Here is a 16,999-nt window from a genome sequence, read left to right as displayed (position 1 = left end):
GCGGGTCTGCGGCATCGGACCATCGGCGGCGGATACGACTAATATCGCACCATCCATCTGCGCAGCACCGGTAATCATGTTCTTGACGTAGTCGGCATGGCCTGGGCAATCTACGTGAGCGTAGTGACGGCCTTCTGACTGATATTCTACGTGCGCTGTTGCGATGGTAATACCGCGCGCTTTTTCTTCTGGCGCTTTATCAATCTGATCGTAGGCCAATGCACTGCCACCAAACTTATCCGACAACACCTTGGTTAAGGCTGCTGTCAGCGTTGTTTTACCATGATCTACGTGACCTATTGTTCCCACATTAATGTGTGGTTTTGTACGATCAAATTTTTCCTTTGACATGATTTCACCTCAATATTAACAAAAGATTCAAATTTTCCCCGAAAAAAAACGAGGAGTTCTGAAATTAATAACTAGTCTCATTTTTGTTTGATAATTGTTTCTGCCACACTTGCTGGTGCTTCCATATACTTTGCAAATTCCATGGTATAAGTGGCACGCCCTTGTGTTAGAGAACGCAAGTCAGTTGCATACCCAAACATTCCCTCTAAGGGAACTTGTGCATCGATGATTTTCCCGGAGGGGTTTTCATCCATCCCCAAAACTAAGCCGCGGCGACGATTTAAATCACCTACCACGTCACCCATATATTCTTCAGGAGTGACGACCTCGACCTTCATGATCGGTTCTAATAACACTGGGCTAGCTTTAGCCGTACCCTCTTTAAAAGCCATGGAGCCAGCAATTTTAAAAGCCATTTCGCTGGAGTCAACATCATGGTAAGATCCATCGTATAATGTCACTTTGACATCTACTACAGGATAACCTGCCAGTACACCGCTTTGTAATTGCTCTTTGACCCCTTTTTCCACAGCGGGAATAAATTCTCTGGGTATTACACCGCCGACAATTGCATTTTCAAACTCAAATCCAGTACCTGCTTCCTTAGGTTCTATACGAACCCATACGTGACCATATTGACCACGTCCACCTGTCTGACGTACATATTTTCCTTCTTGCTCCACTACTTTTCTAATAGTTTCACGGTAGGCCACTCGCGGCTTGCCGACATTTGCTTCAACATTAAATTCCCGACGCATACGGTCTACAATAATCTCAAGATGCAACTCTCCCATCCCTTCGATGATCGTTTGACCTGATTCTTCATCCGTATGCACACGAAATGAAGGATCTTCCTGAGCAAGTTTACCTAAAGCTATACCCATTTTTTCTTGGTCAGCTTTACTCTTAGGTTCCACGGCAACCGATATAACCGGTTCAGGAAATTCCATACGTTCTAATGTAATGATGTTATCGGCATCACATAATGTGTCGCCGGTTACGGCGGTCTTTAAGCCTACCGCAGCGCCTATGTCTCCGGCAAGCACTTCTTTTATTTCTTGACGGCTATTGGCATGCATTTGCAATAAACGACCAATGCGTTCTTTCTTGCGTTTTAAAGGATTATAAACAGAATCCCCAGATTGAAGCACGCCAGAGTAAACTCTGAAATAGGTTAAGGTGCCAACAAATGGGTCGGTGGCAATCTTAAAGGCCAGTGCGGCAAAAGGTTCTGTATCTGAAGGTGGACGCACTGCCGGTGTATTATCTTTGTCGTCCAACACCCCTGAAATGGGTGGCATATCATTAGGCGCAGGCATATATTCAATAACCGCATCTAATAGCGCTTGCACCCCTTTATTTTTAAAGGCTGTTCCACAAAGCATTAATACAATTTCATTGCGTATAGTGCGAATTCGCAGACCTTTTTTAATTTCTTCAATGGAAAGATCACCAGTTTCTAAATATTTTTCAGTAAACTCTTCTGAAGCTTCCGCTGCAGCTTCAACCATATTTTCACGCCATTTTTTGCATTCTTCTTGTAACTCAGCAGGAATTTCGTGAGCTTCATAAGTCATGCCTTTATCGTTTTCATTCCAATAAATCGCTTTCATACGTAGTAAATCTACAACGCCTTTGAAATTTTCTTCTGCACCAATGGGAACTTGAATAGGGATTGGGTTAGCGCCTAAGCGTGTTCTTATTTGTTCTACTACTCTATAAAAATTGGCTCCAGGTCTATCCATTTTATTGACAAAACCCATGCGTGGCACGCCGTATTTATTCGCTTGGCGCCAAACAGTTTCGGTTTGCGGTTCTACGCCACCAACTGAACAAAATACCGCCACCGCGCTATCCAGCACGCGTAATGAGCGTTCGACTTCAATGGTAAAATCTACGTGGCCCGGCGTATCGATGATATTGATTCGATGCTGCGGGAATTGCTTGTCCATCCCTTGCCAAAAACAGGTGGTTGCTGCAGAGGTAATGGTAATTCCGCGTTCTTGTTCTTGTGCCATCCAATCCATAACGGCTGTACCCTCGTGCACTTCACCAATCTTATGTGATACACCGGTGTAATAGAGTATACGCTCTGTAGTCGTAGTTTTTCCGGCGTCGATATGCGCCATGATGCCAATATTACGGTAGTGTTCTATGGGTGTTGTACGAGTCATAAATTTAACCTATGTGTCATGGCCTATCTGAACCAGGAACTGTAACTACTCTATCCCGAAGCACCGGCGGAAGCCCGTTTTTCACTTTGCGGACAGACTACCCACGCTCCCAGGCTAGATATTCACCTGATATTCAGAAGTTTTTTAAAGCAACATGAATACTTTACTTAATGGAATAATAGTTCGTGGAGATTTTCTCAAATGCAGAAAATCGCATACTGTATCATTGATAATTTAATAATCCATTACCAGCGATAGTGCGCAAATGCTTGGTTAGCTTTGGCCATACGATGCACATCTTCACGTTTTTTTACTGCACCTCCACGGCCGTGAATCGCATCATATATTTCATTTGCCAAACGCAAAACCATGGTTTTTTCATTCCTGCTTTTTGCAAAATCTACTAGCCAACGCATAGCTAACGCCATACGCCGTTGCGGACGAACCTCAACAGGAACTTGGTAGGTTGAACCACCAACGCGTCTTGATTTTACTTCAACAGTAGGACTGACATTTTCCAAGGCTTTTTCAAAGGCTTTAATTGCCGCTTGTTTAGCTTGTTGCGTCAATTTGTAACTGGTTTTGCCTTCACCACTACTACCACTGCCGCCTTCTTTACCACCCTCTTCATTGCTCTCGCGTTGTTGAACCCGTATCAATGCACCATACACAATTTTTTCAGCTGTGGACTTTTTCCCACTGCGCATGACGCTATTAATAAACTTGGTAATCAATTCGCTGCCAAATAATGGATCTGGCAAAATATATCTTTTAGGTGCGGCTTTTCTTCTTGACACAAATATTCCTCATTTAACGCTTATTTTTTAGGACGTTTTTCACCATATTTAGAACGACCCTGACGACGTCCTGAAACTCCAGCAGTATCCAAACTGCCACGTACAATGTGATAACGAACACCGGGTAAGTCTTTAACACGTCCGCCACGGATCAATACAACGGAGTGCTCTTGCAGATTATGTCCCTCACCACCAATATAAGCACTGACTTCATTACCATTGGTGAGACGTACGCGGGCGACTTTACGTAACGCCGAGTTTGGTTTTTTCGGGGTTGTTGTATATACACGGGTACATACTCCCCTTCTCTGGGGACATCGGTTTAATGCAGGCACGGTGCTTTTCTTGCGTTTTTGAACACGCGGTTCCTGCACTAACTGGCTTATTCTTGGCATTTTATAAATAACTCCAAAACAATTTCCGTCAGCCTCTGGCGCTGACTTTATGTGAAAGGCTTCTAAAGGACACCTCTAGAAATTGATCTTTTCGCTCAATACTGCGTTGGATTAGATTTTAAAATCCTCATTTATTCCCGTATAAACGCAGGTTTAAAATCTAATCCGCCTTGTCTTGAGCGAAAATCTCTAATTTCTAGAGGTGCCCTAAACAAAAGCGGGTATTCTTTCTTTGATTCTTAAAGTAAATACCTCAGGGCTTCTCATGAAGCTGAATTCTTTGATCTTGAAAGCCTATGCATTCAAATCAATGGAGGCGAGATTCTAAAAGAGGTTAAACAACGCTGTCAAGGTATGATCGTAAAGAATTGTGCTTTTTTTGAAATTCTTCTTACTTTTACCTGGAATTAGATTGTCATTAAGCCAATCTGTCATCCTGAGCAAAGCGAAGGATGACAGACTGGCTTAAATGATGGATGACAACCTAAAGACGGAGGTCAGTTATTTTTATTTACTCCTCTGGCTGTTGCTCTGATGGAGCTTTTAACGCTTGGCTTAAAGCTTCTTCCGCTTTGCTGTTGATGATTGCTGTATCCTCTATCTCTTCTAACTTAGGAGTGACGGTTGCATGTTTTTTCCGACGCCGTAAATGATAAATAAACCCCGTACCAGCCGGTATCAAACGTCCGACAATGACATTTTCTTTTAGGCCTCGCAACTCATCACGTTTTCCGCTGACAGAAGCTTCCGTTAGCACGCGAGTTGTTTCCTGGAAAGAAGCTGCCGAGAAGAATGACTCAGTAGCCAATGATGCCTTGGTAATACCCAGCAATACAGGTTCATATCTGGCTGGTAGCTGATTTTCTCCTTGTGCCAGTTGATTTTCAAGGACTAATTGGCTTCTTTCGACTTGCTCACCTTTGAGGAAATTAGTATCGCCTGTGTCAATGATTAGCACTTTGCGTAGCATTTGCCGCACTATAATTTCAATATGCTTATCATTAATTTTCACGCCCTGTAATCGATACACTTCTTGCACTTCGTCCACTATAAAATTGGCTAATGCATGTGACCCTAATAAGCGCAGAATATCATGGGGATCTGGCGGTCCATCGGCTATCACTTCACCTTTTTCAACGCTTTCACCTTCAAATACAGTAACGTGACGCCATTTAGGAATTAAGACTTCATACACCTCACCTTCAGCACCACTAATCATCAAGCGCCGCTTGTCTTTGGTCTCTTTTCCAAAGGCGATAATACCGGAAATTTCAGCTAAAATGGCTGCATCTTTAGGTTTACGTGCTTCAAACAAATCTGCAACTCGCGGTAAACCACCGGTGATATCACGCGTTTTACTGGTTTCTTGTGGAATACGTGCAATTACGTCGCCCACTCCAACTTCTGCGCCATCCTCTAGGGTCACAATAACGCCATGTGGCAAGAAATAACTCGCTGGGAGGTTAGTTCCATGCAAGCATAGGTCTTTGCCGGCTTTGTCGACTAACTTCACCATGGGACGCAGATCTTTTCCTCCTGGACCACGCTGCTTCAATCCAGTTACAACGAAACTGCTTAAACCCGTTACTTCATCAGTTTGGCGGTTCATGGTCACGCCATCAATTAAATCATGGAACTGAACGTATCCGGCAACTTCTGTAATGATAGGATGTGTATGCGGATCCCATTGGGCTATGACTTGACCTGCCTCAACTTCTGAACCCTCAGCAATATTAAGTACAGCACCATAAGGTACTTTATAACGCTCACGCTCCCGTCCACGACTATCTACTACAGAGAGTTCGCCTGAGCGGGAAACTGCAATTAGATGGCCGCTGGCATGGCGTACGGTCTTCATGTTATGCAGCTTGACTTGGCCTTTGGATTTCACTTGTACATTGTTGATAGCCATTGCTCTTGATGCTGCACCGCCAATGTGGAAGGTACGCATGGTTAACTGGGTACCGGGCTCACCAATTGATTGCGCAGCAATAACGCCGACAGCTTCGCCAATGTTGACAATATGTCCGCGCGCTAAATCACGACCATAGCACATTGCACAAATGCCATATTGTGCCTGACAGGTAATACCTGAACGTACACTGACACGATCCACATTACATTCATCGAGCACTGCAACTAAACGTTCATCCAAGAGGGTGTTTCTGGGGATCACAATTTCATTAGTTTCAGGATTATAAACATCTTCTGCTAACACACGTCCTAATACACGATCGCGTAATGGCTCTACTACATCACCTCCTTCAATATGTGCAGCAACGATGAGACCATCTTCTGTGCCGCAATCATCTTCACTGACAACCACATCTTGCGCCACATCAACCAAACGCCGCGTGAGATAACCTGAGTTTGCGGTTTTTAATGCCGTATCTGCTAGACCTTTACGTGCGCCGTGAGTAGAAATAAAGTACTGAAGTACGTTCAAGCCTTCACGGAAGTTAGCAGTGATAGGTGTCTCAATGATCGAGCCGTCTGGTTTCACCATTAAGCCGCGCATACCGGCTAATTGTCGAATCTGTGCCGCTGAACCTCTCGCACCTGAGTCTGCCATCATGAAAATTGAATTAAATGAAGGCTGACGTACGGTCTTGCCTTGTGAATCGGTCACTAGATCTGTGGATATTTTTTCCATCATAGCCTTGGCTACCTGATCGTTGGTATGTGACCAGATATCCACTACTTTATTCTTGCGTTCACCTTGCGTCACCAAACCGGAAGCAAATTGTGATTCAATTTCTCGCACTTCTTCTTCAGCTTTAGCAATAATGTCATATTTATTATCAGGAATAACCAGATCATCTATTCCTACAGATACGCCAGATAAGGTAGCAAAACGAAATCCGGTGTACATCAGTTGATCTGCGAAAATCACCGTGGCTTTTAAACCTAGCTCTCGATAACAAATATTCAGCAGCCTGGAAACTGCTTTCTTGGTCATCGCTTGATTAACTAGTTCAAAAGCAATTCCTTCAGGTACAATTTCCCATACCAGTGCTCGACCTACGGTGGTATCAAATAGTTTTACCTCTTCTGCTCTCTGCCCTTCACTGTCAAAAGTTACTTGCTTTAAACGAACTTTAATTTTGGCCTGTAAATCTACTGAGTGATTGGCAAAGGCACGATGTACTTCGGCAGAGTTAGCAAAAACCATACCTTCGCCTTTCGCATTCATGCGATCGCGTGTCGCATAGTACAATCCCAACACCACGTCTTGGGTAGGAACAATGATGGGATCACCGTTCGCTGGAGAAAGAATGTTATTGGTAGACATCATTAACGAGCGCGCTTCTAATTGCGCCTCTAATGTCAGAGGGACGTGAACTGCCATCTGGTCACCGTCAAAATCCGCATTATAGGCTGTACATACCAATGGATGCAGCTGGATGGCCTTGCCTTCAATCAACACGGGCTCAAACGCCTGTATACCCAGACGGTGTAATGTAGGCGCACGGTTTAGCAATACCGGATGTTCACGGATCACTTCTTCTAATATATCCCATACCTCAGGCGATTCATTATCCACCATTTTTTTAGCGGCCTTGATGGTAGTGGCTAATCCACGACGCTGTAATTTGCTAAAAATGTAAGGCTTAAATAATTCGAGCGCCATTTTTTTGGGTAATCCGCATTGATGCAGGCGTAGTGTCGGTCCAACTACAATCACCGAACGACCTGAGTAGTCTACGCGTTTACCCAATAAATTTTGACGAAAACGCCCTTGTTTACCTTTAATCATATCGGCTAAAGATTTCAAAGGTCGTCTGTTAGCGCCGGTAATTGCACGACCGCGGCGACCGTTATCTAATAAAGCATCTACTGCTTCTTGCAGCATACGCTTTTCATTACGAACAATAATGTCAGGTGCATTCAAATCTAATAAACGTTTTAGACGATTATTACGGTTAATCACACGACGATAGAGATCATTCAGGTCAGAAGTTGCAAAACGACCGCCGTCTAATGGTACCAATGGACGTAAGTCAGGTGGCAGTACAGGAAGTACATTGAGTATCATCCACTCTGGTTTATTGCCTGAAGCCAAAAAAGCTTCCATAACTTTAAGACGTTTGGTCAATTTTTTAAGACGCGTCTCAGAAGTAGTTCCAGGAATTTCTTCGCGAAGATTAGCCACTTCATTTTCCAATTGCAGCGCGTTTAATAGACGCTGTATGGCTTCGGCACCCATTAATGCTTCAAATTCATCACCATATTCTTCCACTGCATCCAGATAAGCTTCTTCAGAGAGTAATTGACCAGCCTTTAACGGAGTCATGCCAGGCTCTACAACAACGAAGGCTTCAAAATAGAGAATACGTTCAATATCGCGCAAGGTCATGTCCAACAATAATCCAATACGCGATGGCAGGGATTTTAAATACCAAATATGTGCCACAGGACAGGCCAACTCAATATGTCCCATACGGTCACGACGCACTTTGGCTAGTGTGACTTCCACACCACATTTTTCGCAAATAACACCGCGATGCTTGAGACGTTTATATTTTCCGCATAAGCATTCGTAATCTTTAACTGGACCAAAAATTTTCGCGCAGAATAAACCATCACGTTCCGGTTTGAAGGTGCGATAATTGATAGTTTCAGGTTTTTTTACTTCTCCATACGACCAGGAGCGAATCATATCGGGAGAAGCGAGCCCAATACGAATAGCATCAAATTCTTCAACATGCTCTTTACGGATAAAACTGACTAAATCTTGCAAAGCAGCCAATGTGGTTCTCCTGTGAAAATAGTAGGAATAGATAATTTTTTGAAGTACTCACTCTCTAACTTAATCCTTCTCCCCTTGTGGGAGAAGGTGCCCGAAGGGCGGATGAGGGATGAGCTTCGGTCATACTCAATTCAAGCCAACTCAAACTTACCCCTCATCCGACCTATCGGGCACCTTCTCCCACAAGGGGAGAAGGATTTTCTATAGCTACTTAAGAGGGGTGAATGGTTACATTACTCGTGATCAAGCTCCATATTGATACCTAATGAACGAATTTCCTTCACTAGCACATTAAATGATTCGGGCATACCAGCTTCCATACGGTGATCGCCATCGACAATATTTTTATACATTTTGGTACGACCGCCCACGTCGTCGGATTTGACCGTTAGCATTTCTTGTAATGTATAAGAAGCACCATAAGCTTCTAGTGCCCATACTTCCATTTCTCCAAAACGCTGTCCGCCAAATTGTGCTTTACCGCCTAAAGGTTGCTGAGTTACTAAACTATATGAGCCGGTAGAACGTGCATGCATTTTATCATCAACCAGATGGTTTAGTTTTAACATGTACATGTAACCCACGGTAACCTGCCGATCAAAAGCATCACCAGTTCGGCCATCATAGAGTGTAGTCTGACCCGAGTCGGGTAAATCTGCCAAACGCAGCATTTCTTTAATTTCAGCTTCAGTAGCACCATCAAAAACTGGAGTCGCCATCGGCACGCCTTCACGCAAATTGGCAGCCAATGCAGTTATCTCTTTATCCGAGAAAGAACTAAAGTCGTATTTTTGATTAGAACCTTTGCTATAAATTTGATTGAAGAATTCAGCTATTTCAGCAGTCTTTCTATGCTGATCTAACATTTCGCCCACTTTTTTGCCAAGGCCTTTAGCCGCCCATCCCAAGTGACACTCCAAAACCTGCCCAACGTTCATACGTGAGGGCACACCTAAGGGGTTAAGGACGATGTCAACCGGAGTGCCATCGGCCATGTAAGGCATATCTTCCACAGGAACAATAGTTGAAATCACACCTTTGTTACCATGACGGCCAGCCATCTTATCGCCGGGTTGCACTTTACGTTTCACTGCCAGATAGACTTTGACAATTTTGATTACACCAGGTTGCAGGTCATCTCCCTGAATCAATTTCTTACGTTTAGCATCCAGTTCAGAGTCATGATCTTTACGAAGTTGTTTTAACTGTTCGGCTAAAGCTTCTAAAAGCTCAGCACCTGCTTCTTCCTTCAGATGAATATCAAACCATTTTTCTCTAGGGATTTCCTGAAGATAGGTTTTAGCAATTTTTTGACCCGCTTTAAGGCCGGAAGGTCCACGCTGGGCAGTTTTATTCACCAATAGTTTTTCAACGCGTAGATACAAAGCATCTTCACGGATACGCAATTCGTCATCTAAGTCTTTCTTTATTTTATCAATTTCAGCTTTTTCAATTTCTAAAGCCCGCGCATCTTTTTTCACACCATCCCGTGTGAATATCTGCACATCAATCACTGTACCGTTAGAACCAGGTGGTACACGCAAAGAAGTGTCTTTAACATCAGAAGCTTTCTCACCAAAAATTGCCCTTAACAATTTTTCTTCAGGCGTCAGCTGGGTTTCACCTTTGGGAGTTACTTTTCCAACTAAAATATCACCCATACCCACTTCAGCGCCAATATAAACAATGCCGCATTTATCCAGTTTGGAAAGTGCACTTTCCCCTACATTGGGAATATCTGCGGTAATTTCTTCAGCACCCAGTTTGGTGTCACGTGCCACACAAGTGAGCTCTTGAATGTGGATAGTTGTAAAGCGGTCTTCTTCCACTAATCTTTCTGAGATTAAAATAGAGTCTTCAAAGTTATAACCATTCCACGGCATAAACGCTACTAACAGATTCTGTCCTAATGCCAGCTCACCTAAATCAGTCGACGGGCCATCTGCCAATACATCACCGACATTCACTTCGTCACCTACTTCTACCAAAGGACGTTGGTTAATGCAGGTATTTTTATTTGAGCGAGTAAACTTCGTCAGAGAATAAATATCAACACCAGATTCATCAGCACCTTTTTCATCTTCATGTACCCGTACGACAATACGAGTCGCATCAACGAAATCAACTGTTCCTCGGCGTTTGGCTACGATCGTCACCCCCGAATCAGTAGCTACTACACGTTCAATACCAGTTCCAACTAAAGGCTTTTCCGTGCGTAAGTTCGGCACGGCTTGACGTTGCATGTTTGATCCCATCAAAGCACGGTTAGCATCATCATGTTCCAGAAATGGAATTAAGGCCGCTGCTACCGATACAATCTGCGAGGGTGAAACATCCATATAGTTGACTTTATCTGGCGTGGTAAATGTAGATTCACTTTTATAACGGCAAGTGACTAATTCATCATTTAAACGGCCTTCTGCATCTACTGTCGTGTTTGCCTGAGCAATGTAAAATTGTCCTTCATCAATCGCAGATAGGTAATCAATTTCTCCCGTCAAACGACCTTCTACAACCTTGCGGTATGGGCTTTCTAAAAAGCCATATTCATTAGTTCTGGCAAAGACAGCTAAGGAGTTAATCAAACCAATATTGGGTCCTTCAGGCGTTTCAATGGGGCAGACGCGTCCGTAATGGGTAGGATGTACGTCACGCACTTCAAAACTTGCACGCTCACGTGTCAAACCACCCGGGCCTAAAGCTGAAACACGGCGTTTATGCGTGACTTCAGATAATGGATTATCTTGATCCATAAACTGTGACAATTGGCTAGAGCCAAAAAATTCTTTGATCGTTGCAGAAATTGGCTTAGCGTTGATTAAATCTTGCGGCATTAGGTTTTCGACATCAGCTAGGCTCAAACGATCTTTAACTGCTCTTTCTACACGGACTAAACCGACACGAAATTGATTTTCGGTCATTTCACCGACACTACGCACACGTCGGTTGCCTAAGTGATCGATATCATCAACTTCACCACGGCCATCACGAATATCAATCATCACTTTAATGACATCGACAATATCTTCTTTAGATAATGTACCTGGTCCAACCAGATCGGAACGCCCCACACGACGATTGAACTTCATTCGGCCAACTGCGGATAAATCATAACGATCTAAAGTAAAAAATAAATTCTGGAATAGGTTTTCTGCGGCTTCTTTAGTCGGTGGCTCACCAGGACGCATCATGCGGTAAATTTCAACTAATGCTTCAAGCTGACTGTTTGCCGTATCAATTTTTAAGGTATCGGAGATGTAAGCACCGCGATCTAAATCATTGGTAAATAATGTCTTAAAGGTAGAAACACCAGATTTTTTAAGGGTATTAATTAATTCAGGTGTAATTTCCGAATTAGCATCAGCCAAAATTTCACCGGTATTTACGTCGATAATAGGCTCGCCGACAATTTTTCCATAAATATAATCTTGTGGCACAACTAATTCTTTGATATTGGCTTTTTCAATCATACGAATATGACGCATGGAAATACGTCGATCTTTTTCCACAAGCACTTTACCATCTTTGCCATTGATATCTGCAAAAGCAATTTCTCCGCGTAGACGCTGAGGTACCAACTCCAACACGATTTCATCATTGCGCATATGAAATGTATTCATTTCAAAGAAGGTTCGCAGTATTTCTTCGGTGTTATATCCGAGTGCGCGCAATAAAATAGTCACGGGCAATTTGCGACGACGGTCGATACGTACAAATAAACAATCCTTAGGATCAAACTCAAAATCCAGCCAGGAACCGCGATAAGGAATAATTCGTGCCGAATAAAGTAACTTACCTGAAGAGTGAGTTTTACCTTTATCATGTTCAAAGAACACGCCAGGGGATCGATGCAATTGTGAAACCACGACCCTTTCAGTACCATTGATAACAAAACTGCCCGTTTCAGTCATGAGTGGTATTTCACCCATGTAAACTTCTTGCTCACGGATGTCTTTTACGGTTTGTCCTTTGGCGGATTCTTTATCATAAATTACCAAACGCAACTTAACACGTAATGGAACCGCGAAGGTCAATCCTCGTGATTTACATTCTTTGACGTCAAAAGCCGGTTCACCAAGGCTATAATTAAAATATTCCAGCGCCGCATTCCCAGAATAACTGGTTATTGGAAATACAGATTTAAATGCCGCATGCAAGCCGGTATCTGTCCTTGCGTCAACCGCTACTTCTTCTTGCAAAAAAGCTTTATATGAGTCCAATTGCAAACTTAATAAATAAGGATTATCCATTGCTCTTGGACTTTTACCAAATCCCTTACGAATGCGTCTTTTTTCTGTATTTGAAAAAGTCTGACTAGAATGACCTGTCATAGTGTAAGCCATTAGCTCGCCTCACCTGATGAAGATAACTGACTTCGTTCTTCAGAATAAAAATTCTGAAGTCGACCTAAGCGCCCCCTAATTCAAGGGCAGGAATCGTAAAAACTGTAACCATTCAGCACAGGTAGGGCAATCTTGGAAAAATCTGACCATTTTGTGCTATTTGAATAATTACAAAAAACTTATAGACAGCACAGGCGAGCTTGTACCTCGCCTATACTGCCTAGAAAAAAACAACTGCTAATTTGCCGCTTACTTAACTTCAACTTGAGCGCCGGCTTCTTCCAGTTTCTTCTTAATTTCATCAGCTTCAGCTTTAGGAATACCCTCTTTAACAGGTGCAGGTGCTGCAGCAACACCTTCTACTAAATCTTTAGCTTCTTTGAGACCAAGACCGGTAATGGCACGAATCACTTTGATCACTTCGATCTTATTAGCACCAAATCCTTTCATGATGACATCAAATTCAGTTTTTTCTTCAGTTGCTACCGCAGCTGCTGCAACGGGTGCAGCTGCAACAGCAGTAGCTGCTGCTGAAACACCAAACTCATCCTCGATCGCTTTTACTAAATCGACAACTTCTTTCACTGTCATGCTTTTAATTGTCTCTAATACTTGAGAAATAGACATTTTTTTCTCCTGTTGTTTAATCATTTTATATAAAAGTTAAGCTGCTTGTTTTTTTTCAGCAACTGCTGCTAAAACACGTGCAACTCGTGCATAAGGTTCTGCTAAAGTGCGCGCCAGCTTGGTCACTGGAGCATTGAGCACAGCCATCAATGTAGCAATGGCTTGTTCGCGAGTGGGTAAATTCGCTACCGCTTCCAGTTCAGACCCAGAAAGTAAAGTACTGCCAAAAGACAGTGCCTTAACTTCTAGCAGTTTGTTATCTTTTGCAAAATCACGTACCAGTCGTGCCGCATCCCCCGGGTCTTTCAGGGAAAACAACAATATCATGGGACCCACTAACGCTTCTTGCAAACAGGCAAAACTTGTATCCTGCACTGCTTTTCGCGCTAAGGTATTACGCACCACACGCAAGTACACACCTACCTGCCGAGCTTTTGAGCGTAATTCAGTCATTTGTGCAACTGTCAAACCTCGATAACTGGCGACAATAGCAAAACTGGCCTCACCCACTACTTTGCTGACTTCTGTGACTATTATTTTTTTATCTTCTAGCTTAAGCGCCATCGGACAACCCTCAGTTTTCACAACTTAAATAGTGCTAACTCCCAAGAAAAACCTGTGAGGTATCACCGTCTGCGCAGGTCTCATACTACAAGTTATGCTCAAACAAGCACCTGCGGTCTTCGACGGATCAGCTAATGACATCTTGAATGGATGATATTAGCTAATACCGCGAACTCTATGTCTGTCTCGTCTGGAACGGTTTGGACAAACATTAAAACTTAGTAACTATTCACTCACTCCCAACACAATCCTTAACCTTCCAGCGAGGTCTGATCTATCACCAATCCGGGCCCCATTGTTGAGGAAACTGTAATTTTTTTCAAAAATACCCCTTTAGCGGAAGCAGGACGTGCCTTCTTCAAATCGGTCAATAATACTTTTAAATTTTCTATTAATGCTGGGGTTTCAAAACTGATATTTCCGAGTGTGCAGTGGATAATGCCACCTTTCTCAGTGCGGTAACGAACTTGTCCAGATTTTGCATTTTTTACCGCAGTAGCCACATCAGCGGTCACAGTGCCTACTTTTGGATTTGGCATCAAACCACGTGGACCTAAGACCTGACCCAATTGACCCACAATTCGCATCGCATCTGGCGTCGCAATCACCACATCGAAATCCAGATCTCCACCTTTAACTGCTTCAGCTAAGTCTTCGAAACCCACACGATCCGCTCCAGCAGCTTTAGCAGCTTCAGCATTTTGACCTTGGGCAAATACCGCAACTTTTACCGTACGACCAGTGCCATTAGGTAAAACAGTAGCACCACGTACTACTTGATCTGAAATACGAGGATCTACCCCAAGATTCACACTCACATCAATGCTTTCTTTAAATTTAACTTTTGAAACTGTCTTCAATAAATCGAAAGCTTCGTTAATGTTATATAATTTGCCCAATGTAACGGCTTCATTAATAGCTTTTTGGCGCTTGGATATTTTCATTCGACATTTCCTTCTACATCAATGCCCATGCTGCGTGCAGTGCCAGCAATGGTACGTATGGCGGCTTTTAAATCAGCTGCGGTTAAATCAGGTTGCTTCACTTTTGCTATTTCTTCTAATTGAGCGACTGTCACTTTACCCACTTTAGCTGTATGGGGTGTTGCGCTGCCACTTTGGATACCAGCTGCTTTCTTTAATAGAATGGAAGCTGGAGGAGTTTTAGTTATGAACGTAAAGCTGCGATCACTATAAACTGTTATCACTACGGGAATAGGAAGACCCGCTTCCAAGCTTTGTGTCTTAGCATTGAATGCCTTACAAAATTCCATAATGTTGACACCCTGCTGACCTAATGCAGGACCAACTGGGGGACTAGGATTAGCCTGACCTGCTTTTACTTGTAATTTAATGTAGGCCTGAATTTTCTTTGCCATTTTTTACTCCGTAATTTAATACTTTATGCTCACCTTCTCATTTTATGGAAGAAGGAGTATATAGTTAGCCTAAGTCTTTTCCACCTGTCCAAACTCCAATTCAACCGGAGTAGAACGACCAAATATCAGCACAGATACACGCAATCTATTCTTTTCATAATTTACGTCTTCAACTACCCCATTGAAATCTGCAAACGGACCTTCAATAACTCGCACCACTTCCCCTGGCTCAAATAGAATTTTCGGCCTCGGTTTATTAGCGCCTTCCTGAACTCTTCTTAATATGGAATTGGCTTGACTAGCTGGAATAGGTGCTGGATTCTTGCCGCCAATAAATCCAATCACACCAGGAATTTCTTTGATAAAATGCCAAGTTTGAGCATCCATAATCATTTCAACCCAAACATACCCCGGAAAAAATTTGCGCTCTGTTTTGCGTTTTTGCCCAGATCGCATTTCAACAACTTCCTCTGTTGGAACGACAATTTCTCCAAATTTATCTTCTAGATGCTGGGAGCGCATACGATCCTGCAAGCGCAACACGACAGCGTTTTCCTCTCCTGTGCGGGTATGAACTACATACCACTGTTTGGTCGAACTGGATTCAAGATCACTCATGTTTAACCTCTATAACTATTCAGCCCAGCATAACGTAAGCGGTTCAGCATAGACCGAACGGTTACAACATAAAAATTGCCTTTGTTTCTGGGATACTTATAACGCAATGGGGAATGTTAAAGGGAACGACGTTAACAGATATAAGCACATACTGTCCAGTAGAATGCGCCCTTTCTGCAATTCCCACTAAGATCCGTAAGAATTATTCCCTTTTTATCCTGTAAGCCGACTTACAATAGCTAACAACGCAGAATCTATACCCCATAAAATCAAAGCCATAATTACGACCATGCCTACGATAATCATGGTGGTCTGGACTGTCTCCTGCCGCGTAGGCCATACTACTTTACGCAATTCATTACGTGCATCTTTGGAAAAAGCCCATACGCGCCGACCACCGGCGGTTTGTGAAGCGATAGCAAGAGCGACGCATGCTAATATGATCCAACCTGCCAATCGGATAGGCCAATCAATGTCACTGTAATAATAATTAGCCCACACGCCAGCGATAACTAAAGCGACTACTAATATCCACTTTAGACTATCCCAGCTGGAGCTCGATGCTGTTTTATCAGATTTTTTCATGCATATCTGCCGATTCGTATCCAATAGGTTCATCTAGAGTAGATGATAGACGCTGGCTGAGAATTGCTGCTTATTATTTAAAATTCTAACCATACCAAATAGTTGGCAGGCCAGGAGGGTCTCGAACCCCCAACCTGCGGTTTTGGAGACCGCTGCTCTACCAATTGAGCTACTGACCTACATTTTTCAGGATAAAAACACCTTAGCCTCTTCTCCCATGAAAAGAGGCTCCTACTTATATCAGAGGATTTTTATTCAAGTACCCTGGCGACTACCCCTGCACCCACTGTACGGCCACCTTCGCGAATCGCGAATTTTAAACCTTTTTCCATCGCAATTGGAGCAATTAAGGTAATCGTCATCTGGATATTATCTCCAGGCATCACCATCTCTACACCTTCTGGCAACTGCACTTCG

The 16,999-nt window shown here is 43.1% G+C and carries 13 protein-coding genes and 1 tRNA gene; all 14 read right to left on the bottom strand.

Annotated elements, in window-relative coordinates; genetic code table 11:
* A partial coding sequence (locus tag VHE99_10750) for a GTP-binding protein (GenBank protein ID HVV69487.1) occupies positions 1-351 on the bottom strand: 351 nt, incomplete at its 3' end.
* Positions 352-428: 77 nt separating this feature from the next.
* Positions 429-2,525, bottom strand: a complete 2,097-nt coding sequence (gene fusA / locus VHE99_10745) for an elongation factor G (GenBank protein ID HVV69486.1) — start codon at positions 2,523-2,525, stop codon at positions 429-431.
* Positions 2,526-2,770: 245 nt separating this feature from the next.
* A complete protein-coding gene (gene rpsG / locus VHE99_10740; protein HVV69485.1) occupies positions 2,771-3,322 on the bottom strand; it encodes a 30S ribosomal protein S7 in 552 nt (183 codons plus the stop codon).
* A gap of 20 nt (positions 3,323-3,342) precedes the next feature.
* On the bottom strand, positions 3,343-3,717 hold the full coding sequence (gene rpsL, locus VHE99_10735; protein HVV69484.1) for a 30S ribosomal protein S12: 375 nt from the start codon (positions 3,715-3,717) through the stop codon (positions 3,343-3,345).
* 511 nt (positions 3,718-4,228) lie between these two features.
* Entirely contained in the window at positions 4,229-8,458 is a 4,230-nt protein-coding gene (rpoC, locus tag VHE99_10730) for a DNA-directed RNA polymerase subunit beta' (GenBank protein HVV69483.1), read from the bottom strand.
* Positions 8,459-8,700: 242 nt separating this feature from the next.
* Positions 8,701-12,798 (bottom strand): DNA-directed RNA polymerase subunit beta, encoded by a 4,098-nt coding sequence (rpoB, locus tag VHE99_10725; GenBank protein HVV69482.1) that lies wholly within the window; start codon positions 12,796-12,798, stop codon positions 8,701-8,703.
* A 261-nt stretch (positions 12,799-13,059) separates the two neighbouring features.
* Positions 13,060-13,437 (bottom strand): 50S ribosomal protein L7/L12, encoded by a 378-nt coding sequence (gene rplL, locus VHE99_10720; protein HVV69481.1) that lies wholly within the window; start codon positions 13,435-13,437, stop codon positions 13,060-13,062.
* Positions 13,438-13,473: 36 nt separating this feature from the next.
* Positions 13,474-14,001: a 50S ribosomal protein L10 gene (gene rplJ / locus VHE99_10715; GenBank protein ID HVV69480.1), complete on the bottom strand. Its 528-nt coding sequence runs from the start codon at positions 13,999-14,001 to the stop codon at positions 13,474-13,476.
* 251 nt (positions 14,002-14,252) lie between these two features.
* Positions 14,253-14,945, bottom strand: coding sequence for a 50S ribosomal protein L1 (gene rplA / locus VHE99_10710; protein ID HVV69479.1), 693 nt, complete (start codon positions 14,943-14,945; stop codon positions 14,253-14,255).
* Complete coding sequence (gene rplK / locus VHE99_10705) at positions 14,942-15,379, bottom strand: 50S ribosomal protein L11 (protein HVV69478.1); 438 nt, start codon at positions 15,377-15,379, stop codon at positions 14,942-14,944. The genes rplA and rplK overlap by 4 nt, the downstream gene beginning before the upstream one ends.
* Positions 15,380-15,448: 69 nt before the next feature.
* Positions 15,449-15,997, bottom strand: coding sequence for a transcription termination/antitermination protein NusG (gene nusG / locus VHE99_10700; protein HVV69477.1), 549 nt, complete (start codon positions 15,995-15,997; stop codon positions 15,449-15,451).
* A 213-nt stretch (positions 15,998-16,210) separates the two neighbouring features.
* Positions 16,211-16,582, bottom strand: a complete 372-nt coding sequence (secE, locus tag VHE99_10695; protein ID HVV69476.1) for a preprotein translocase subunit SecE — start codon at positions 16,580-16,582, stop codon at positions 16,211-16,213.
* 103 nt (positions 16,583-16,685) lie between these two features.
* Positions 16,686-16,761: transfer RNA gene (locus VHE99_10690), tRNA-Trp, on the bottom strand.
* A gap of 72 nt (positions 16,762-16,833) precedes the next feature.
* On the bottom strand, positions 16,834-16,999 hold a 166-nt coding region (tuf, locus tag VHE99_10685; protein HVV69475.1), incomplete at its 5' end, for an elongation factor Tu.

It is taken from the genome of Gammaproteobacteria bacterium (genome assembly GCA_035546635.1).
In the GTDB taxonomy this organism is placed as follows: domain Bacteria; phylum Pseudomonadota; class Gammaproteobacteria; order JAURND01; family JAURND01; genus DASZWJ01.
Note: the sequence above shows the minus strand (reverse complement) of the source record. Positions and strands in the feature narration are given on the sequence as shown.